The organism is Streptomyces sp. NPDC001920 (assembly GCF_053594495.1).
On record NZ_JBSFEP010000011.1, the window covers coordinates 102,725 to 122,783 of the forward strand.

General features: G+C 70.8%; 18 protein-coding genes. 2 read left to right on the forward strand and 16 right to left on the reverse strand.

Translation table 11 applies throughout. The features are described from left to right. Positions 1–27: 27 nt before the first annotated feature. Positions 28–960 carry a methionyl-tRNA formyltransferase gene (gene fmt, locus ACWCPI_RS20050; protein WP_451039388.1) on the reverse strand — a complete coding sequence of 311 codons (933 nt, stop codon included), beginning with the start codon at positions 958–960 and terminating at the stop codon, positions 28–30. Positions 961–1,259: 299 nt separating this feature from the next. On the opposite strand from fmt, the gene ACWCPI_RS20055 reads away from it, so the two are divergent. Beyond that, positions 1,260–1,802, forward strand: coding sequence for a hypothetical protein (locus ACWCPI_RS20055; RefSeq protein WP_451039389.1), 543 nt, complete (start codon positions 1,260–1,262; stop codon positions 1,800–1,802). Positions 1,803–1,895: 93 nt separating this feature from the next. Here ACWCPI_RS20055 and ACWCPI_RS20060 read toward each other — a convergent pair whose 3' ends face one another. The 14 genes from ACWCPI_RS20060 to pyrR all read right to left on the reverse strand — a co-directional run bounded on the left by ACWCPI_RS20060 (position 1,896) and on the right by pyrR (position 18,692). Further along, positions 1,896–4,055 carry a primosomal protein N' gene (locus ACWCPI_RS20060; RefSeq protein WP_451039390.1) on the reverse strand — a complete coding sequence of 720 codons (2,160 nt, stop codon included), beginning with the start codon at positions 4,053–4,055 and terminating at the stop codon, positions 1,896–1,898. A 222-nt stretch (positions 4,056–4,277) separates the two neighbouring features. Further along, positions 4,278–5,486 carry a methionine adenosyltransferase gene (gene metK / locus ACWCPI_RS20065; RefSeq protein ID WP_451039391.1) on the reverse strand — a complete coding sequence of 403 codons (1,209 nt, stop codon included), beginning with the start codon at positions 5,484–5,486 and terminating at the stop codon, positions 4,278–4,280. A 238-nt stretch (positions 5,487–5,724) separates the two neighbouring features. Continuing rightward, complete coding sequence (gene coaBC / locus ACWCPI_RS20070; RefSeq protein ID WP_451039392.1) at positions 5,725–6,927, reverse strand: bifunctional phosphopantothenoylcysteine decarboxylase/phosphopantothenate--cysteine ligase CoaBC; 1,203 nt, start codon at positions 6,925–6,927, stop codon at positions 5,725–5,727. Between the two features lie 105 nt (positions 6,928–7,032). Beyond that, positions 7,033–7,305 carry a DNA-directed RNA polymerase subunit omega gene (rpoZ, locus tag ACWCPI_RS20075; protein WP_003988945.1) on the reverse strand — a complete coding sequence of 91 codons (273 nt, stop codon included), beginning with the start codon at positions 7,303–7,305 and terminating at the stop codon, positions 7,033–7,035. Positions 7,306–7,414: 109 nt separating this feature from the next. Further along, complete coding sequence (gmk, locus tag ACWCPI_RS20080; protein ID WP_388807134.1) at positions 7,415–7,972, reverse strand: guanylate kinase; 558 nt, start codon at positions 7,970–7,972, stop codon at positions 7,415–7,417. A 60-nt stretch (positions 7,973–8,032) separates the two neighbouring features. Then, on the reverse strand, positions 8,033–8,356 hold the full coding sequence (locus tag ACWCPI_RS20085; RefSeq protein ID WP_003977346.1) for an integration host factor: 324 nt from the start codon (positions 8,354–8,356) through the stop codon (positions 8,033–8,035). A gap of 320 nt (positions 8,357–8,676) precedes the next feature. Beyond that, positions 8,677–9,522, reverse strand: a complete 846-nt coding sequence (gene pyrF, locus ACWCPI_RS20090) for an orotidine-5'-phosphate decarboxylase (protein WP_451039393.1) — start codon at positions 9,520–9,522, stop codon at positions 8,677–8,679. Then, entirely contained in the window at positions 9,519–10,634 is a 1,116-nt protein-coding gene (locus ACWCPI_RS20095; RefSeq protein WP_451039394.1) for a quinone-dependent dihydroorotate dehydrogenase, read from the reverse strand. Before ACWCPI_RS20095 ends, pyrF begins: the two co-directional genes overlap by 4 nt. A gap of 75 nt (positions 10,635–10,709) precedes the next feature. Further along, positions 10,710–14,018 carry a carbamoyl-phosphate synthase large subunit gene (gene carB, locus ACWCPI_RS20100; protein WP_451039395.1) on the reverse strand — a complete coding sequence of 1,103 codons (3,309 nt, stop codon included), beginning with the start codon at positions 14,016–14,018 and terminating at the stop codon, positions 10,710–10,712. Beyond that, positions 14,011–15,168 (reverse strand): glutamine-hydrolyzing carbamoyl-phosphate synthase small subunit, encoded by a 1,158-nt coding sequence (carA, locus tag ACWCPI_RS20105; protein WP_451039396.1) that lies wholly within the window; start codon positions 15,166–15,168, stop codon positions 14,011–14,013. Before carA ends, carB begins: the two co-directional genes overlap by 8 nt. Beyond that, entirely contained in the window at positions 15,165–15,752 is a 588-nt protein-coding gene (locus ACWCPI_RS20110) for a PH-like domain-containing protein (RefSeq protein WP_451039397.1), read from the reverse strand. The genes carA and ACWCPI_RS20110 overlap by 4 nt, the downstream gene beginning before the upstream one ends. Then, complete coding sequence (locus ACWCPI_RS20115; RefSeq protein ID WP_451039398.1) at positions 15,749–17,035, reverse strand: dihydroorotase; 1,287 nt, start codon at positions 17,033–17,035, stop codon at positions 15,749–15,751. Before ACWCPI_RS20115 ends, ACWCPI_RS20110 begins: the two co-directional genes overlap by 4 nt. Beyond that, positions 17,032–18,018 carry an aspartate carbamoyltransferase catalytic subunit gene (locus ACWCPI_RS20120; RefSeq protein ID WP_388807120.1) on the reverse strand — a complete coding sequence of 329 codons (987 nt, stop codon included), beginning with the start codon at positions 18,016–18,018 and terminating at the stop codon, positions 17,032–17,034. The genes ACWCPI_RS20115 and ACWCPI_RS20120 overlap by 4 nt, the downstream gene beginning before the upstream one ends. A 104-nt stretch (positions 18,019–18,122) precedes the next feature. Further along, positions 18,123–18,692 (reverse strand): bifunctional pyr operon transcriptional regulator/uracil phosphoribosyltransferase PyrR, encoded by a 570-nt coding sequence (gene pyrR, locus ACWCPI_RS20125; protein ID WP_019757326.1) that lies wholly within the window; start codon positions 18,690–18,692, stop codon positions 18,123–18,125. Positions 18,693–18,947: 255 nt separating this feature from the next. Between pyrR and bldD the strand changes: the two genes are divergently transcribed. Then, a complete protein-coding gene (bldD, locus tag ACWCPI_RS20130) occupies positions 18,948–19,451 on the forward strand; it encodes a transcriptional regulator BldD (protein ID WP_019757325.1) in 504 nt (167 codons plus the stop codon). A 172-nt stretch (positions 19,452–19,623) separates the two neighbouring features. Here the strand turns inward: bldD and nusB are convergent, their stop codons facing one another. Then, positions 19,624–20,058 carry a transcription antitermination factor NusB gene (nusB, locus tag ACWCPI_RS20135; protein WP_019757324.1) on the reverse strand — a complete coding sequence of 145 codons (435 nt, stop codon included), beginning with the start codon at positions 20,056–20,058 and terminating at the stop codon, positions 19,624–19,626. Position 20,059: the final 1 nt, after the last annotated feature.

The window sequence follows — 20,059 nt, forward strand, 5'->3', positions numbered from 1 at the left end:
GCGCCTCCCGCCGGGCGTACGGCCCGGTCAGGCCCCGACGCTCTCCCCGTCCGCGATCCGCACGCCCCGCGCCCAGTCGGCCGCCCGCATCGGCTTCTTGCCCTGCGCCTGCACCCACAGCAACTCGACGACGTACGAGCCGGTCCCCACGTACACGTTGTTCTTCCCGACGGAGAGTTCACCGGGCGCGAGATCGTCCCGCCCGGGCACCTGCTGCACCTGGATCAGCTTCAGCCGCTCGCCCCGGAAGGTGGTCCAGGCGCCGGGGGCGGGCGTGCAGCCGCGCACCAGCCGGTCGACGCGCAGGGCGGGCGCGCTCCAGTCGACGTGGGCGTCCTCGACGTTGACCTTGGGTGCGAGGGTGATCCCCTCGGCCGGCTGCGGTACGGCCTTGAGCGTGCCGTCCTCGATGCCGTCCATGGTCGCGGCGAGCAGCCCGGCGCCGGCGAAGGCGAGCCGGGTCAGCAGGTCGCCGCTGGTGTCGGTGGCCCGGATCTCCTCGGTGACGGTGCCGTAGACGGGGCCGGAGTCCAGTCCCTCCTCGATGAGGAAGGTGGAGGCGCCGGTGATCTCGTCGCCGGCCATGATGGAGTGCTGCACGGGTGCGGCCCCCCGCCAGGCGGGCAGCAGCGAGAAGTGCAGGTTGACCCAGCCGTGGGCCGGGATGTCGAGGGCGACGCGGGGCAGCAGGGCGCCGTAGGCGACGACGGGGCAGCAGTCCGGCGCGATCTCCCTGAGCCGCTCCAGGAACTCGGGGTCGCGCGGCTTGGCGGGCTTGAGCACCTCGATCCCGGCCTCCTCGGCCCGCTCGGCCACCGGGCTCGCCACCAGCCGACGCCCACGCCCGGCCGGTGCGTCGGGCCGCGTGACGACGGCGGCCACCTCGTGCCGCCCGGAGGCGATCAGAGCGTCCAGAGCGGGAACGGCGACCTCGGGGGTACCGGCGAAGACAAGCTTCATGGGTGGGCACGGGCCTCTCGGGCGGGGTTGGTCGGGGCGACGCACAAGTCTATGTGCGCACGGCAAGGCGCCCCGCGCGGGCAGCACCTGGACATACCGCGCCTCGTCGCCGGGCTCGCGTCCGGAGCCGACGGCCGAGGCGCAACACCCCCGCGCAGGGGCGTGGGCATATGCCCATACGCCCCCGGTGCGTGACCCGCGGAGCGATCCCGCGTTGTCAAGACAGAGTTGACCACAACGGGCCGCATCCGCCGACACCGCGGCCCACTCCTTTTCACGCCGGTTCGAGAGGCTTGTTCATGGCCGACCACGCAACCCACGACGCCCAGGCTCGGGCCAGCCTGCACTTGCTGGTGCGGGACATCGAGCGGGTCCGCCGGCAGGTGGACGCACTGCGCACGCTCACCGCCCAGCTGGGCAACGTCTACCGTCCGCGCCGCTCGGGTCCCTCCACGGGCTTCGTCGTCTACGGACGCGCTCCCGCCCCGACCGTCCGCCTGGCCCAGGAGCTGCGGGACAGTGTCGAGACCCTGGTCACGGCAGCCGTGGACTTCGACCGCTCACTCGGCTTCTCCTGGGACGCGGTGGGCTCCGCCCTCGGTGTCACCAAGCAGGCGGTGCACCGCCGCTACGGCGCGCGCCGCGCCACCGCCCAGGCCGCGGCCGACCCCGAGCGCACGACCGAGCCGTCGGGAGCCCGCGCGGTGAACGTCGCCACCGCCGTCCCCGCCGTGCCCACGGTGCCCGCGGCCCGCTCCATGCCGACGCAGCCGACGGCGGGCAGTCCCGGGCTCCGCGACGAGGCCAGGCCCACGGCCTTCCCCGGTCCTCGCAACGGCTGAACCCCCTTCACCCTCTGCCCTCCTGGTGCGCACCCGGGAGGGCAGAGTCCTGCCGGGCCGCGGCGGGACGGCTTGCGCCGCGGCGGACACAGGTCACCCGATGTCCGGCGGGTCGATCCGAACCCGCACCCGAACCACCGCTTCCCCGCCGCCACGCGCCATCCTCGCCGCCTGCGCGGCCTTCAACGCGGACGCCAGCGCGGCCCCGCTTCCGGGCGGCACCCGGATCAGGGCCCGGTCCCAGTGTTCCCCGGGCGGCGGCGCCCCCGCCCGCCGCGGCCGGCCCGCAGCCGTGACGGGCAACGGCACCGGCCCCAACACCTCCGCCTCCGGCGGCAGTTCGACCGCATGGAGGAACTCGGCGACCGCCTCCCCGGGCCCGGCCACGGAAGCCATCCGCGACACCGGCGGAAACCCCAGCTCGGCCCGCTCGGCAAGCTCCCGCACCGCGTGTCCGACGGGATCCCACCGCACCAGCGCCTGCACCGGCCGCAGCGTGGGCTCGGCGACGACGACCACCGCGCCTCCGGCACCCTGCGGCCGTACCAGCGCGGCGGCACCGATCCACCGGCGCAACGCGTCCTCCCCGGCCCGCAGATCGGGCCGTCCCAGCATGGCCCATCCGTCCAGGAGCAGGGCCGCCGCATAGCCGCCTTCGGCGACGGGCTCGGCGCCCGGCGTACTGACGACGAGGGCGGGCGTGCCGGGCACGGTGTCCAGCACATGCTCGCGCCCGGAGGTGCGCACCGGAACGGCGGGAAAGGCCCGCCCCAACTCCTCGGCGGTCCGCCGCGCCCCCACCACCTGGGCCCGCAGGCGGAAGCCACCGCACTGCGGACAGTGCCAGGCGCCCTCCGCCCGTCCGCACCACCCGCAGCGCAGATCGGCGCCGGAGCCCTGCGCCTCCACAGGGCCGGCGCAGTGCCGGCACCGGGCGGGCGCACGGCAGTTGGCGCAGGCCATCCGCGGTACGTATCCGCGCCGGGGCACCTGCACCAGAACCGGCCCCTGACGCAGCCCCTCCCGCACCGTCTGCCAGGCGAGAGTCGGCAACCGGGCGGCCCGGGCGGCCTCGTCCCGGGCCAGATCCTGGTCCCCCACGGTCCGTACGAGCGGAGCGGCACCGCGCACCTGCTCCCGCGCGGCGGCCAGAGGCCGGGCCCAGCCGCTCTCCACGAGCTGGGCGGCCTCGACGGTGCAGCTCCAACTCCCCAGCAGGAAACCGCACTTGTCCTGGGCCGCCCGCAGCAGCAGCACCTCCCGCGCATGCGGCTGAGGCGCGTGCTGCTCGCTGTGGCTGTCGTCCCCGTCGTCCCAGAGGGCGACCAGCCCGAGATCGCGCACCGGTGCGAACATCGCGGCCCGAGTCCCCACGACAGCCCGCACGGACCCCCGCCGCACCGCGAGCCACTCCCGGTAACGCTTCTCCGGCCCGGCATCGGCGGTCAGCACCGCATGCCGCCCCTCCCCCATCAACGAGGTCAGGGCGGCGTCGACCCGCGCCACGGACCGCCCGTCCGGCACGACGACGAGCGCCCCTCGCCCGGAGGCCAGGGTCGCGACGACGGCACGGGCCAGTTCGTCACTCCACTCAGGCCCCGGCAACGCGTTCCACACCGCACGCGGCGCACCCCCGGCGGCCAGCGCCTCCAGGAAGAGGCCGCCTCGCTCGTACCGCACCCAGGACCCCGCCTCGGGCGCACCGGGCGGAGGCAGCGCCTCGGGCGAGGGTCGCTTCTCGGCCCGGGCACTGCGCGGCGGCACGGCCAGCTGCAGCACATCGGCGAGCCCCCCGGCGTACCGGTCGGCCACCGCCCGCGCGAGTTGGAGCAACTCCTCACTCAGCACCGGCTCGGGGGAGACGACCTGCGCGAGCGCCGCGAGCGGCCCGGAGTAGTCCGACTCGGCGACCCGCTCGACCAGGAACCCGTCGATGAGCCCCCCGCCCTCACGCCGCCCGTCCCGGACCCGTCCGCGCCCGGCCCCGAACCGCACCCGCACCCGCACCCCGGGCTGCGCGTCCGCGTCCAGCTCCTCCGGCACGGCGTAGTCGAAGTACCGGTCGAGGTGCAGCACGCCCTTGTCGACCAGCACCCGAGCAACAGGCAGCTTCTCCGCGAGCGCGGCCCCCCGCCAGGTCCTGGGCTTGGCCCGCGGTGCCTTCGCCTTCCGCACACTCTCGCGAATCAGCGCGAGCTGCTCGACCGACGCCCCCTCGCCCCGGCCACCCGACTGCTCGTTCTCGCTGCTCACGCTTGCATTCTTACCAAACGCCACTGACAACCGACGGCGCCCGAGCCCTCAGCACAGCGACGCAGCGGACCGCGACCCAGCGGGCGGCTTCACCCCGAAGTACCCGTCGCCGTCACACCGGCCGCTGCGTCAGCTGCCGAACCGCGCGGGGTGACACAGGCCGAGGCCCGGTACCCCGAACAGGGGTACCGGGCCTCGTAACGAATCCCGTGCAGTCGGGCCCTACAGCCCCACGGCCTTGCGCAGTGCCTCCACCCGGTCCGTCCGCTCCCAGGTGAACTCCGGCAGCTCACGGCCGAAGTGGCCGTACGCCGCCGTCTGGGCGTAGATCGGGCGGAGCAGGTCCAGGTCGCGGATGATGGCGGCCGGGCGCAGGTCGAAGACCTCGTCGATGGCCTTCTCGATCTTCTCGGCGTCGATCTTGGCCGTGCCGAAGGTCTCGACGAACAGGCCCACCGGCTCGGCCTTGCCGATCGCGTACGCGACCTGCACCTCGCAACGGGAGGCGAGGCCGGCGGCGACGACGTTCTTGGCGACCCAGCGCATCGCGTACGCCGCCGAACGGTCCACCTTGGACGGGTCCTTGCCGGAGAAGGCGCCGCCGCCGTGGCGGGCCATGCCGCCGTAGGTGTCGATGATGATCTTGCGGCCGGTCAGACCGGCGTCGCCCATCGGGCCGCCGATCTCGAAGCGGCCGGTGGGGTTGACCAGCAGGCGGTAGTTCTCGGTGTCCAGCTTGATGCCGTCGTCGAGGAGGGCCTTCAGCTCAGGCTCGACCACGAACTCCCGGATGTCGGGGGCGAGAAGCGAGTCGAGGTCGATGTCCGACGCGTGCTGTGAGGAGACCACGACGGTGTCCAGGCGGACCGCCTTGTCACCGTCGTACTCGATGGTGACCTGCGTCTTGCCGTCCGGGCGCAGGTAGGGGATCGTGCCGTTCTTGCGGACCTCGGACAGGCGCTTGGACAGGCGGTGCGCCAGGAAGATCGGGAGCGGCATCAGCGTGGGCGTCTCGTCCGTCGCGTAGCCGAACATCAGGCCCTGGTCACCGGCGCCCTGGCGGTCCAGCTCGTCGTCGTCGCCCTCGACCCGGGTCTCGTACGCCGTGTCCACGCCCTGCGCGATGTCCGGCGACTGCGAGCCGATCGAGACCGAGACCCCGCAGGAGGCGCCGTCGAAGCCCTTCTTCGAGGAGTCGTAGCCGATCTCGAGGATCTTGTTCCGGACCAGAGTGGCGATGTCCGCGTACGTCTTGGTCGTGACCTCACCGGCCACGTGGACCAGACCGGTCGTGATCAAGGTCTCGACGGCGACCCGGGAGGTCGGGTCCTCGCGCAGAAGCGCGTCGAGAATGGTGTCGCTGATCTGGTCAGCGATCTTGTCGGGGTGACCTTCGGTCACGGACTCCGAAGTGAACAGGCGACGGGACACAACGCTCCCTGTGGTTGCAGCGGCTGCTGGCTGATCATTGGCGGACGGGACGGGGGCTGCGCCCGGCGTCGTCCGAGGACAGTTTATCTGTCGTGCTCGGTCACGGACCCCCTGTCTCGCCTCTCGGGAGCGCTGTGACCTGCGGCACGGGCATTCTGCCCAATGTCACCCGCCCTGACCAGAGGCGCCACACCCCAATCGTGCGGCGCCCCGCGGAAGTCCGCAGCGCATCAAACATTCATCCGAACCGCCGCGTCACCAGGTCCCATACGGTTTCGGCCAAGGCTTCCTTGGGCCCGTACGGCACCGGGGTCTCACTGCCGTCGGCGCCCAGGACGACAGCCTCGTTCTCCTCCGAACCGAACGTCTTGCGCTCGCCCACCTCGTTCACCACAAGGAGATCGCACCCCTTGCGTTCCAACTTCCTGCGGCCGTTGGCCAGGACGTCGTCCGTCTCGGCGGCGAAGCCGACGACGACCTGGCCGGGGCGGGCTCGCTCGGCGGAGAGCTCAGCGAGAATGTCCGGATTCCGCACCAGAACGATGGGCTCCGGGTCCTGGCCGTCCTTCTTCTTGATCTTCCCGGCGGCGTACGTGGCCGGACGGAAGTCCGCGACGGCCGCGGCCATCACCACCGCGTCGGCGTCCGCGGCCGCCTTGAGGACCGCCTCCCGCAGTTGCAGCGCCGTGCCGACCGGGACGACGTCCACGCCCGCCGGGTCGGGGAGCCCGGCATTGGCCGCGATCAGCGTGACACGGGCGCCCCGGGCCGCGGCCGTACGGGCGAGGGCGTAGCCCTGCTTGCCCGAGGAGCGGTTGCCGAGGAAGCGGACCGGGTCGAGGGGCTCGCGCGTCCCACCGGCGCTGACGACGACGTGGCGGCCCTTGAGGTCCGGCTCGGCGGCACCCCGTGCCAGGACTCGGCGGCAGACCTCGAAGATCTCGCCGGGCTCGGGCAGCCGGCCCTTTCCGGTGTCCACGCCGGTGAGGCGGCCGACGGCGGGCTCGATGACGACCGCGCCGCGCCTGCGCAGCGTCGCCACGTTCTCCTGGGTGGCCGGGTGCTCCCACATCTCGGTGTGCATGGCGGGGGCGAAGACGACGGGACAGCGGGCCGTGAGGAGCGTGTTCGTCAGCAGGTCGTCGGCGAGGCCGTGGGCGGCCCTGGCGAGGGTGTCGGCCGTGGCGGGGGCGACGATCACCAGGTCGGCGTGCTGGCCGATGCGGACGTGGGGGACCTCGTGGACGTCGTCCCAGACCTCGGTGGAGACCGGGTTGCCGGACAGGGCGGACCAGGTGGCGGCGCCGACGAAGTGCAGTGCGGAGGCGGTGGGTACGACGCGCACGTCATGGCCGGACTCCGTGAGCCGGCGCAGCAGCTCACAGGCCTTGTACGCGGCGATGCCGCCGCTGACCCCCAGAACGACCTTCGGCTTGTCCACCGTCTCTCCCCGCACTCGGCAACGTACGACTCCACTACACACCACAGGCCCGGCAGTCGCGCTGCCGGGCCTGTGGAAAAGTCAGCTGCAAGCTGTAAATAGCACTTACTGCGCCGGGCCCTCGACGGCCTCGGACGTCAGCAGACCCGCGTTGATCTCGCGCAGGGCGATCGAGAGCGGCTTCTCGTGGACATGGGTGTCGACGAGCGGACCGACGTACTCGAGGAGGCCCTCGCCGAGCTGCGAGTAGTACGCGTTGATCTGGCGGGCCCGCTTGGCCGCGTAGATCACGAGGCTGTACTTCGAGTCGGTGGCCTCGAGGAGCTCGTCGATCGGCGGGTTGATGATGCCCTCGGGCGCGGAGATGGAAGAGGACACGCTCTACCTTCCGATGGATGGGAAAGATTCAGTGCGAGTGATCAAGCCTGAGCGATCACTTCTGAATGATCAGTCACGACCAGACAGTCAACGATCACACAGTCAACGATCACACAACGTCCATCAAGGCTAGCAGCTCGCGCGCCACGTCCTCGACGGAGGTGTTGACCAAGGTCACATCGAACTCCGGTTCCGCCGCGAGCTCGACCTTCGCCGCGTCCAGGCGGCGCTCGATCACCTCGGGCGGCTCGGTGCCGCGTCCGGTGAGTCTGCGCACGAGCTCCTCCCAGGAGGGAGGAGCCAGGAACACCAGCTGGGCCTCCGTCATGGACTCGCGGACCTGCCGGGCCCCCTGGAGGTCGATCTCCAGCAGGACGGGCTCACCCGCCTCCAGCCGCTCCTGCACGGCCGCACGCGGCGTGCCGTAACGGTTGCCGGCGAACTCGGCCCACTCCAGCAGCTCGCCATTGGCGATCAGCTTGTCCATCTCGTCGTCGGTGACGAAGAAGTAGTGGACTCCGTGCTGCTCGCCGGGGCGGGGCTTACGGGTCGTCGCCGACACCGAGAGCCAGACCTCCGGGTGTTCCTTGCGCATATGGGCGACGACCGTGCTCTTGCCGACCCCCGAAGGGCCGGAGAGCACGGTCAGCCGCGGACGTTCACTCATGCAGCGATTATTCCAGCAATCCCGGAGTGCCCGGGACTCCCGGTCCGGAGTACTCCGGACTCAGGAGCCGGTGCTGCCGAACTCACGCTCCAGGGAAGCGATCTGGTTCGAGCCGAGACCGCGCACGCGGCGGCTCTCGGAGATGCCGAGTCGCTCCATGATCTGCTTGGCGCGGACCTTGCCCACGCCCGGCAGCGACTCAAGGAGAGCGGAGACCTTCATCTTGCCGATGACGTCGTTCTCCTGGCCCTGCTTGATGACCTCGTGCAGGGAGGCGCCGGAGTGCTTGAGTCGATTCTTGACCTCGGCCCGCTCCCGGCGAGCCGCGGCGGCCTTTTCGAGCGCGGCTGCGCGCTGTTCAGGGGTAAGGGGCGGAAGAGCCACGCCTACGTCACCTCGGATGTCGAACTGTCGGATACGGACCGGTGAGGAACCTAGTCGCCCCACACCTGGGGAGGCACGAGCAACACGCTGCCCGTTCTCCCCCACTGCTTTGGAGAGCGTGGGAGGTGCCCCCACTCGTCGGAGACTAGCGGTCAAGTCCGCCAGAGTCAGCGAGAACAGCGGAAAAGTCCTGGTCAGCCTCCGTCAGGCCTGACATTTAGGACATAATGCCCCGGATTTGAGGATGTATTCAGACTCAAGTCGCCGCGAGCCGCTCGCCGGAGGTCCCGTGCGAGCGGCTCGAACGCACCTGACGACGGTCAGCCGGCCGTCACAGCCGCCCGGACCTCCTCGGCGAAGCGTGACGAGGCATCACGCAGCGCGACGACGTCGGGTCCGTGCCGCAGCACCCCCCGGCTGACGTTCGGGACGACATTGCGCACCGCGGTGCCGAAGACCCGGGGAAGGTCGGCCGGGGTGGCGCCCTGCGCGCCGATGCCGGGCGCGAGAAGCGGACCGTTGATGTCGAGGTCGTACGTCGACAGGTCGCCGAGCGTGGCGCCGACGACCGCTCCGAAGGACCCCATGGGCTCCTCCCCCACGTTCTCCGCCGCGAGGTGCGCCAGCATCGTCGCCGCTACGGTGCGGCCGTCCGCGCGCACCGCGTGCTGGACCTCGCCGCCCTCCGGGTTCGAGGTCAGCGCGAGCACGAACAGCCCGGCACCGCTCTCGCGGGCCAGCGCGAGCGCCGGGGACAGCGAGCCGTAGCCGAGGTACGGGGAGACGGTCAGCGCGTCCGAGAACAGCGGGGAGTCCTTGTGGAGGAAGGACTCGGCGTACGCGGCCATGGTCGAGCCGATGTCGCCGCGCTTGGCGTCCATCACGACCAGCGCACCGGCCGCCCGCGCCTCGGCCACCGACTTCTCCAGGACCGCGACGCCACGCGAGCCGAAGCGCTCGAAGAACGCGCTCTGCGGCTTGAGCACGGCCACCCGGTCGGCCATGGCCTCGACCACGGTGCGGCTGAACCGCTCCAGGCCGGCCACGTCGTCGTTCAGGCCCCACTCGGCGAGCAGGGAGGCGTGCGGGTCGATGCCGACGCACAGGGGGCCGCGCTCGTCCATGGCGCGGCGCAGCCGTGCGCCAAAGGGTTCCAGAGCACTCATGCGGTCTTCCTTGCCTTCCTGACGTCGGCACCGACTGCGTCGGCGAGGGTGTCGTAGGGGCTGGTGCGCAGGCGCGCGGCGAGCCCCTTGTGGATGGCGCGGCCCCAGAAGGGTCCTTCGTAGATGAAGGCGCTGTATCCCTGGACCAGCGTGGCGCCCGCCAGGATGCGCTGCCAGGCGTCCTCGGCGTTCTCCACGCCGCCCACGCCCACGAGGGTGATCCGGTCGCCCACGCGCGCGTACAGGCGCCGCAGCACCTCCAGGGAGCGTGCCTTGAGCGGTGCTCCGGAGAGCCCGCCGGTCTCCTTGACCAGGGAGGGTTCGGATTTCAGACCGAGGCCCTCGCGCGCGATGGTGGTGTTGGTGGCGATGATGCCGTCCAGGCCCAGCTCGACGGCCAGGTCGGCGACCGCGTCGACGTCCTCGTCGGCGAGGTCGGGCGCGATCTTCACCAGGAGCGGCACCCGACGGCGGGTCACCGTGCGGTCGGCCGCCTCGCGGACGGCGCCGAGCAGGGGACGCAGGGCCTCGGTGGCCTGAAGGTTGCGCAGGCCGGGCGTGTTGGGCGAGGAGACGTTGACCACCAGGTAGTCGGCGTACGGTGCCAGCCGCTCCGTCGACTTCACGTAGTCACCGACGGCCTCCGCCTCCGGGACGACCTTCGTCTTGCCGATGTTGACGCCCACGACGGTTTTGAAGACAGGCGTACGGGAGGCCAGGCGGGCCGCCACGGCCAGCGAGCCCTCGTTGTTGAAGCCCATCCGGTTGATCAGCGCGCGGTCCTTCACGAGCCGGAACAGCCGCTTCTTGGGGTTGCCCGGCTGGGCCTCCCCAGTGACCGTGCCGATCTCGACGTGGTCGAAGCCGAGCATCGACATGCCGTCGATCGCGACCGCGTTCTTGTCGAACCCGGCGGCGAGCCCGAAGGGGCCGTGCATGCGCAGGCCGAAGGCCTCCGTGCGCAGCTCCTCGTAGCGGGGCGCGAGCGCGGCGGCGACGAAGGTGCGCAGCACGGGGATGCGGACGGCGAGGCGGATCCAGCGGAAGGCCAGGTGGTGGGCCTGTTCGGGGTCCATCCGTTTGAAAACCAGACGGAAGAAGAGCTTGTACATGTCGGTGTCCTCTTGAAGTCTCGGGTGACCTCATGAAGAGGGGGACACCGTTTCCGGTGTCCCCCTCGTGGGCTGCTAGTCGCGGGCCGCGGTCAGGTGTTCCGCGTGTTCCTGGAGGGAACGGACGCCCACGTCACCGTGGTTGAGTGCGTCGATGCCCTGGACTGCGGCGGCGAGTGCCTGGACCGTCGTGAGGCAGGGGACCGACCGCGCCACGGCCGCCGTACGGATGTCGTAGCCGTCGAGGCGGCCGCCGGTGCCGTACGGGGTGTTGACGATGAGGTCGACCTCGCCGTCGTGGATGAGCTGGACGATGGTCTTCTCGCCGTTGGGGCCGGTGCCCTCGGACTGCTTGCGTACGACGGTGGCGTTGATGCCGTTGCGCTTGAGCACCTCGGCCGTACCGGACGTGGCGAGCAACTCGAAGCCGTGGGCGACCAGTTCACGCGCCGGGAAGATCATCGAGCGCTTGTCCCGGTTGGCCACCGAGATGAACGCGCGGCCCTTGGTGGGCAGCGGGCCGTAGGCGCCCGCCTGCGACTTGGCGTACGCCGTGCCGAAGACGGAGTCGATGCCCATGACCTCACCGGTGGAGCGCATCTCCGGGCCGAGGACGGTGTCGACGCCGCGGCCGTGGATGTCGCGGAAGCGCGACCACGGCATGACGGCCTCCTTGACGGAGATCGGCGCGTCGAGCGGCAGCTCGCCGCCGTCGCCGTTCGCCGGGAGCAGGCCCTCGGCGCGCAGCTCCGCGATGGTCGCGCCCAGGGAGATGCGGGCGGCGGCCTTGGCGAGCGGCACCGCGGTCGCCTTCGAGGTGAAGGGGACGGTGCGGGACGCGCGCGGGTTGGCCTCCAGGACGTACAGGATGTCGCCGGCCATCGCGAACTGGATGTTGATCAGGCCGCGCACGCCGACACCCTTGGCGATGGCCTCGGTGGAGGCGCGCAGGCGCTTGATGTCGAAGCCGCCGAGGGTGATCGGGGGCAGGGCGCACGCCGAGTCGCCGGAGTGGATGCCGGCCTCCTCGATGTGCTCCATGACGCCGCCGAGGTACAGCTCCCGGCCGTCGTAGAGGGCGTCGACGTCGATCTCGATGGCGTCGTCGAGGAAGCGGTCGACGAGGACCGGCCGGGTGGGGCTGATCTCGGTCGACTCCGCGATGTACGCCTCCAGGCGCGTCTCGTCGTAGACGATCTCCATGCCGCGCCCGCCGAGCACGTACGACGGCCGCACCAGGACCGGGTAGCCGATCTCGTCGGCGATGGCCTTGGCCTCGGCGAAGGTGGTGGCCGTGCCGTGCTTGGGGGCCGGAAGCCCGGCCTCGGCGAGCACGCGCCCGAAGGCGCCCCGGTCCTCGGCCGCGTGGATGGCCTCCGGCGAGGTGCCCACGATCGGCACGCCGTTGTCCTTCAGCGCCTGGGACAGGCCGAGCGGGGTCTGGCCGCCCAGCTGGACCACGACACCGGCGATCGGGCCGGCGAGCGACTCCGCGTGGACGATCTCCAGCACGTCTTCCAGCGTCAGCGGCTCGAAGTACAGGCGGTCGGAGGTGTCGTAGTCGGTGGAGACGGTCTCCGGGTTGCAGTTGACCATCACGGTCTCGAACCCCGCGTCGCTCAGCGCGAAGGAGGCGTGGACGCAGGAGTAGTCGAACTCGATGCCCTGGCCGATGCGGTTCGGGCCGGAGCCCAGGATGATCACCGCGGGCTTCTCGCGCGGCGCGACCTCGCTCTCCTCGTCGTAGGAGGAGTAGAAGTACGGCGTCTTCGCGGCGAACTCGGCGGCGCAGGTGTCGACCGTCTTGTAGACCGGGCGGATACCGAGCGCGTGCCGCACCTCGCGGACGACGTCCTCGCGCAGACCGCGGATCTCGGCGATCTGCTGGTCGGAGAAGCCGTGCCGCTTGGCCTCGGCGAGCAGCTCACGGGTGAGCTCCGGGGCCTCGGCGAGTTCGTCGGCGATCTCCTTGATGAGGAAGAGCTGGTCGACGAACCAGGGGTCGATCTTCGTGTACTCGAAGACCTCCTCGGGCGTGGCGCCCGCCCGGATGGCCTGCATGACGGCGTTGATCCGGCCGTCGGTGGGCCGTACGGCCTCCCGCAGCAGCTCGTTCTTGTCGCCGGGCTCGCCGACGAACGTGAACTGGCTGCCCTTCTTCTCCAGCGAGCGCAGGGCCTTCTGGAAGGCCTCGGTGAAGTTGCGGCCGATGGCCATGGCCTCGCCGACCGACTTCATGGTCGTGGTCAGCGTGGAGTCGGCCTGCGGGAACTTCTCGAAGGCGAACCGCGGGGCCTTGACGACCACGTAGTCGAGCGTGGGCTCGAAGGAGGCCGGGGTCTCCTGCGTGATGTCGTTCGGGATCTCGTCGAGGGTGTAGCCCACGGCGAGCTTGGCGGCGATCTTGGCGATCGGGAACCCGGTCGCCTTGGAGGCGAGGGCCGAGGAGCGCGACACGCGCGGGTTCATCTCGATGACGATGACGCGGCCGTCGGCCGGGTTCACCGCGAACTGGATGTTGCAGCCGCCGGTGTCCACGCCGACCTCGCGGATGACCGCGATGCCGATGTCACGCAGGATCTGGTACTCGCGGTCGGTGAGGGTCATCGCCGGGGCGACGGTGATGGAGTCACCGGTGTGCACGCCCATCGGGTCGAAGTTCTCGATGGAGCAGACGACCACGACGTTGTCGTGCTTGTCGCGCATCAGCTCCAGCTCGTACTCCTTCCAGCCGAGGATGGACTCCTCCAGGAGCACCTCGGTGGTCGGCGAGAGGGTGAGGCCCTGCCCGGCGATGCGGCGCAGCTCCTCCTCGTCGTGGGCGAAGCCGGAGCCGGCACCGCCCATGGTGAAGGAGGGGCGGACGACGACCGGGTAGCCGCCGAGTTCCTCGACGCCCGCGAGGACCTCGTCCATGGAGTGGCAGATGACCGAGCGGGCGGACTCGCCGTGCCCGATCTTCCTGCGGACCTCCTCCACGACCTCCTTGAACTGGTCGCGGTCCTCGCCCTTGTGGATGGCGGCCACGTTGGCGCCGATCAGCTCGACCCCGTACTTGTCCAGGACGCCGTTCTCGTGCAGCGAGATCGCGGTGTTGAGCGCCGTCTGACCGCCCAGGGTGGGCAGCAGGGCGTCCGGCCGCTCCTTGGCGATGATCTTCTCGACGAACTCCGGGGTGATCGGCTCGACGTAGGTGGCGTCGGCGATCTCCGGGTCGGTCATGATCGTCGCCGGGTTGGAGTTGACGAGGACGACGCGCAGGCCTTCGGCCTTGAGCACGCGGCACGCCTGCGTACCGGAGTAGTCGAACTCGGCGGCCTGGCCGATGACGATCGGGCCGGAGCCGATGACCAGGACGGACTGGATATCGGTGCGCTTAGGCACGCTGGCCCTCCATCAGGGATACGAAGCGGTCGAACAGGTAGGCGGCGTCGTGCGGGCCGGCTGCCGCTTCGGGGTGGTACTGGACGCTGAAGGCCGGCCTGTCGAGGAGCTGGAGGCCCTCCACCACGTTGTCGTTGAGGCAGACGTGGGAGACCTCGGCGCGGCCGTAAGGGGTCTCGGAGACCTTGTCGGTCGGGGCGTCCACGGCGAAGCCGTGGTTGTGCGCGGTGACCTCGACCTTGCCGGTCGTGCGGTCCTGCACGGGCTGGTTGATGCCGCGGTGGCCGTACTTCAGCTTGTAGGTGCCGAAGCCGAGCGCGCGGCCCAGGATCTGGTTGCCGAAGCAGATGCCGAAGAGCGGGGTGCCGCGCTCCAGGACGGCCTGCATGACGGAGACCGGGTGGTCGGCGGTGGCCGGGTCGCCGGGGCCGTTGGAGAAGAACACGCCGTCCGGGTTCACGGCGTACACGTCCTCGGCGGTGGCCGTGGCGGGCAGCACGTGCACCTCGATGCCGCGTTCGGCCATGCGGTGCGGGGTCATGCCCTTGATGCCGAGGTCGACGGCGGCGACGGTGAACTTCTTCTCGCCGATCGCCGGGACGACGTACGCCTCCTTGGTGGCGACCTCCGCGGAGAGGTCGGCGCCCTTCATCTCGGGGGCCTGGCGGACCTCGGCGAGCATGGTGCCCTCGTCGGGCAGGGCGTTGCCGGAGAAGATGCCGACGCGCATGGCGCCGCGCTCGCGCAGGTGGCGGGTGAGGGCTCGGGTGTCGATGCCGGAGATGCCGACGACGCCCTGGGCGCGCAGCTCGTCGTCCAGGGAGCGCCGGGAGCGCCAGTTGGACGGCACGCGCGCGGGGTCGCGCACGACGTATCCGGCGACCCAGATCCGCTTGCTCTCCGGGTCCTCGTCGTTGACGCCGGTGTTGCCGACGTGCGGGGCGGTCATCACGACGACCTGGCGGTGGTACGACGGGTCGGTGAGGGTCTCCTGGTAGCCGGTCATGCCGGTGGAGAACACGGCCTCGCCGAAGGTCACCCCCACGGCCCCGTAGGCGCGGCCGCGGAAGATCCGGCCGTCCTCCAGGACGAGTACGGCGGGAGCCGCCTTGTGCCTCGGCGAGGCGGTCCCCTGGTTGGAGGTCGTCATCGTTCGGCGCCTTCCGTGCTGTTGCTGTTGATCATGGAGTTAATGACGTCGACCCACTCGTTGTGCTCCGCCGCGTGGTCCGAGCGGAACCCCGAGTCGATCAGCCGGTCACCGTGGGCCCAGGTGACCACGAGCAGTCCGCCCTCGGTGAGGACCTTGCCGGCGATTCCCTTGTCGAGCCGGGCCTCGCGCAGCTGTGCGGCCGGGACGAAGAAGTCGGTCGCGCCGGGGCGTACGACGTCCAGTCCCGCGTCCGTCAGGGTGAGCTCGACCCGGCTGCGGGTGCCCAGGCCGTGCGCCACGATGCGGTCCAGCCACTGACCTGCCGTGGTCGAGCCGTGGTAGCGGCCGCTCATGCTCAGTCTGGCCGGGCCGGGGTCGTCCGGCGCGCTGGGCAGCTCGGGCAGGTCGCCCTGGAGCGTGCCGCGCCATTTCCAGCCCTCGCGCATCAGCCAGTAGACGAGCGCGACGAAGAGGGCGAGTCCGACGACCCAGCCGATGCGGGCGGCCCAGTCGGTCACTTCGGCCGACTTCTGGTCGGCCGCGAGTCGGGTGCCGGCTGCGAGCAGTGTTGCAGGTGTCACGTGAGCTTCCCGTCGACGAGCGTGGCCTTGCCCCGGAGCCACGTGTGCGTCACACGGCCCGGCAGCTCACGCCCCTCGTACGGGGTGTTGCGGCTGCGCGAGGCGAAGCCCGCGGGGTCCACGTCCCCACGGTATGCCGTGTCGACGAGCGTGAGGTTGGCGGGCTCACCAGCCGAGACGGGACGCCCGTGGCCCTTGGCCTGCCCGATCTCGGCGGGCTTGAAGGACATGCGCTCGGCGACCCCGGCCCAGGTGAGGAGCCCGGTGTCCACCATGGTCTCCTGCACCACCGACAACGCGGTCTCCAGGCCGACCATCCCCATGGCGGCCGCGGCCCACTCGCAGTCCTTGTCCTCGTGCGGGTGCGGGGCGTGGTCGGTGGCGACGATGTCGATCGTGCCGTCGGCGAGCGCCTCGCGCAGGGCCATGACGTCACGCTCGGTGCGCAGCGGCGGGTTCACCTTGTAGACCGGGTTGTAGGTGCGCACCAGCTCGTCGGTGAGGAGCAGGTGGTGCGGGGTGACCTCGGCGGTGACGTCGATCCCGCGGGACTTGGCCCAGCGCACGATCTCCACCGAGCCCGCGGTCGAGAGGTGGCAGATGTGGACGCGCGAGCCGACGTGCTCGGCGAGCAGGACGTCCCGGGCGATGATCGATTCTTCGGCCACCGCGGGCCAGCCGCCGAGCCCGAGTTCGGCGGAGACGACACCCTCGTTCATCTGGGCGCCCTCGGTCAGCCGCGGCTCCTGCGCGTGCTGGGCGACGACACCGCCGAACGCCTTCACGTACTCCAGCGCCCGCCGCATGATCACGGCGTCGTCGACGCACTTGCCGTCGTCGGAGAAGACGGTCACCCCGGCGGCCGACTCGTGCATGGCGCCCAGCTCGGCGAGCTTCTTGCCCTCCAGGCCGACGGTGACGGCACCGATGGGCTGCACGTCGCAGTAGCCGTGCTCCCGGCCCAGTCGCCAGACCTGCTCGACGACACCGGCGGTGTCGGCGACCGGGAAGGTGTTGGCCATGGCGAACACGGCCGTGTAGCCGCCGGAGGCGGCCGCGCGTGTGCCGGTCAGGACGGTCTCGGAGTCCTCACGGCCGGGCTCGCGCAGGTGGGTGTGCAGGTCGACGAGTCCCGGCAGGAGCACCTTGCCGCCGGCCTCGACGACGTGGACGCCCTCGTCGGAGAGCTGGGCACCGACGGCCTCGATGACGGAACCGTTGATCAGGACATCCTGCGGCTCGCCGCCGAGCACCTTCGCACCACGGATCAGGATCTTGCTCATCGGTCTTGCTTCTCCTCGGTACGGGTGTGGGTGACGGCGGGTTCGTTGCCCCCGAGCAGCAGGTACAGAACGGCCATCCGGATGGAGACTCCGTTTGCGACCTGCTCGATCGCGGTGCAGCGCTCGGAGTCGGCGACCTCGGCGGTGATCTCCATGCCGCGGACCATCGGGCCGGGGTGCATCACGACGGCGTGCTCGGGCATCCGCGCCATGCGGTCGCCGTCGAGCCCGTAGCGTCGTGAGTACTCGCGCTCGGTGGGGAAGAAGGCGGCGTTCATGCGCTCGCGCTGCACGCGCAGCATCATCACCGCGTCGGACTTGGGCAGCGTGGCGTCGAGGTCGTACGACACCTCGCAGGGCCAGTTCTCGACGCCGACGGGCACCAGGGTGGGCGGCGCGACCAGGGTGACCTCGGCGCCCAGGGTGTGCAGCAGGTCGACGTTGGAGCGGGCGACCCGGCTGTGCAGGACGTCACCGACGATCGTGATGCGCTTGCCGTCGAGGTCCTGACCGATGCCGGCGTCCCGTCCGACGAGGCGGCGGCGCATGGTGAAGGCGTCCAGCAGCGCCTGGGTGGGGTGCTGGTGGGTGCCGTCACCGGCGTTGATGACGGCGGCGTCGATCCAGCCGGAGTTGGCCAGCCGGTACGGGGCTCCGGAGGCGCCATGCCGGATGACGACGGCGTCGACGCCCATGGCCTCCAGGGTCTGGGCGGTGTCCTTGAGGGACTCGCCCTTGGAGACGCTCGACCCCTTGGCGGAGAAGTTGATCACATCCGCGGACAGCCGCTTCTCGGCGGCCTCGAAGGAGATGCGGGTGCGGGTGGAGTCCTCGAAGAAGAGGTTCACGACGGTGCGGCCGCGCAGGGTCGGCAGCTTCTTGATCGGCCGGTCGGCGACCCGGGCCATCTCCTCGGCGGTGTCGAGGATCAGGACGGCGTCGTCGCGGGTGAGGTCGGCGGCCGAGATGAGATGACGCTGCATCTGTCAGGCTCCGTAAGGCAGTTCAGGTCAGGAGTGTTCGGACGGCACGCACGCGTGGAGGCGCGCCGAGCAGGCGTACCGCAGTGCCGTACGCCTTCCGCGTGCTACGGGGTCTGCTTCGCTCCGAGCAGCACGGTGTCGCGACCGTCCTCCTCGGCGAGCTGGACCTTGACCGTCTCCCGCAACGACGTGGGGAGGTTCTTGCCGACGTAGTCGGCGCGGATGGGCAGTTCGCGGTGGCCGCGGTCGACGAGGACCGCGAGCTGGACCGCGCGCGGACGCCCGATGTCGTTCAGGGCGTCGAGGGCGGCGCGGATGGTGCGGCCGGAGAACAGGACGTCGTCGACGAGGACGACGAGGCGGCCGTCGATCCCGTCGCCGGGGATCTCCGTGCGGGCCAGCGCACGCGGCGGGTGCATGCGCAGGTCGTCGCGGTACATGGTGATGTCGAGCGAGCCGACCGGGATCTTCCGCTCGGTGATCTGCTCCAGCTTTGCGGCGAGCCGTTGGGCGAGGAAGACGCCACGGGTCGGAATGCCGAGGAGCACCACGTCGTCGGCGCCCTTGGCGCGTTCGACGATCTCGTGGGCGATGCGGGTCAACACCCGCGCGATGTCAGGGCCTTCGAGAACGGGCCGGGCGTCGGACGCTTGCGTGTCCTGCTGGCTGTCCATACGAAAGGGACCTCCTTCTCCGCCTCACGGGACGGACCTTAAAGGACGTCTGGTTTGCGCCATCCACCGTAGCAGGCCGAGGAGACCCCACCGTTCACCCCCCTGGCCTAATAGGCCGCTGATAGCACGGAAGCGTCGGTGTGGACCATTCGGCTTGACGCGCCAGAGTAACGCTGCGTAACCTCACAGTGAGTTACCAGCCGCGCGGCCTGGAACCCAAAGCCAGTCGCGTCGACACAGTGTCCGGGGAGCCATATGTCCAGCGAATACGCCAAACAGCTCGGGGCCAAGCTCCGGGCCATCCGCACCCAGCAGGGCCTTTCCCTCCACGGTGTCGAGGAGAAGTCCCAGGGTCGCTGGAAGGCCGTGGTGGTCGGTTCGTACGAGCGCGGCGACCGTGCCGTGACCGTGCAGCGCCTTGCCGAGCTGGCGGATTTCTACGGCGTTCCGGTGCAGGAACTGCTGCCGGGCACCACGCCGGGCGGCGCCGCCGAGCCGCCGCCGAAGCTGGTCCTCGACCTGGAGCGACTGGCTCATGTGCCGGCCGAGAAGGCGGGCCCGCTGCAGCGGTACGCCGCGACGATCCAGTCGCAGCGCGGTGACTACAACGGCAAGGTGCTGTCGATCCGACAGGACGATCTGCGCACACTCGCCGTCATCTACGACCAGTCCCCGTCGGTCCTCACCGAGCAGCTGATCAGCTGGGGTGTGCTGGACGCGGACGCGCGTCGTGCGGTCACCCACGCCGAGGAGAGCTGAGTTCCCCTCGGGATCGACCCACTCCGCAGAAACGTGCCGCCGGGGTGGCCGGAACTTTACGGTTCCGGCCACCCCGGCGGCGTTCTGCGGGCTTCCGGGGACGCCGAGGCACACAGACGCCGGAGGGCCCGCAGCATGCGCGCTGCGGGCCCTCCGGCGATTTCGGGATTCCTTACGCTTCCCCGCGTCGCAGCGAGGGCTTCAGGTCCTTGAGCCGGCCGAGCAGGCCGTTGACGAACGAGGGCGACTCGTCCGTGGAGAACTCCTTCGCCAGCTGCACCATCTCGTCGAGCACGACCGCGTCCGGGGTCTCGTCGACCCAGATCAGTTCGTACGCGCCGAGGCGCAGGATATTGCGGTCCACGACCGGCATCCGGTCGAGCGTCCAGCCGACGGAGTACTGCGCGATCAGCTCGTCGATGCGCTTCGCCTGCTGGGCGTACCCCTCGACCAGCTGCATCGTGTACTCGCTCACCGGCGGCTGCCGGGTGTCGGTCCGGGAGAGCCGGATCCAGTCCGCGAGGACCGTCAGGACGTCGGCCCCGCGCTGGTCGCCCTCGAAGAGGATCTGGAAGGCGCGCTTGCGGGCCGTGTTGCGGGCAGCCACG

Excerpts from the sequence above, each read along its gene's own strand:
- ACWCPI_RS20055 (WP_451039389.1), top strand. The coding sequence starts at position 1,260 with ATGGCCGACCACGCAACCCACGACGCCCAGGCTCGGGCCAGCCTGCAC.
- ACWCPI_RS20115 (WP_451039398.1), bottom strand. The coding sequence starts at position 17,035 with ATGAGCAAGATCCTGATCCGTGGTGCGAAGGTGCTCGGCGGCGAGCCG.
- pyrR (WP_019757326.1), bottom strand. The coding sequence starts at position 18,692 with ATGGACAGCCAGCAGGACACGCAAGCGTCCGACGCCCGGCCCGTTCTC.
- fmt (WP_451039388.1), bottom strand. The coding sequence starts at position 960 with ATGAAGCTTGTCTTCGCCGGTACCCCCGAGGTCGCCGTTCCCGCTCTG.
- gmk (WP_388807134.1), bottom strand. The coding sequence starts at position 7,972 with ATGAGTGAACGTCCGCGGCTGACCGTGCTCTCCGGCCCTTCGGGGGTC.
- bldD (WP_019757325.1), top strand. The coding sequence starts at position 18,948 with ATGTCCAGCGAATACGCCAAACAGCTCGGGGCCAAGCTCCGGGCCATC.
- carA (WP_451039396.1), bottom strand. The coding sequence starts at position 15,168 with ATGACGACCTCCAACCAGGGGACCGCCTCGCCGAGGCACAAGGCGGCT.
- ACWCPI_RS20120 (WP_388807120.1), bottom strand. The coding sequence starts at position 18,018 with ATGCAGCGTCATCTCATCTCGGCCGCCGACCTCACCCGCGACGACGCC.
- pyrF (WP_451039393.1), bottom strand. The coding sequence starts at position 9,522 with ATGAGTGCTCTGGAACCCTTTGGCGCACGGCTGCGCCGCGCCATGGAC.
- ACWCPI_RS20095 (WP_451039394.1), bottom strand. The coding sequence starts at position 10,634 with ATGTACAAGCTCTTCTTCCGTCTGGTTTTCAAACGGATGGACCCCGAA.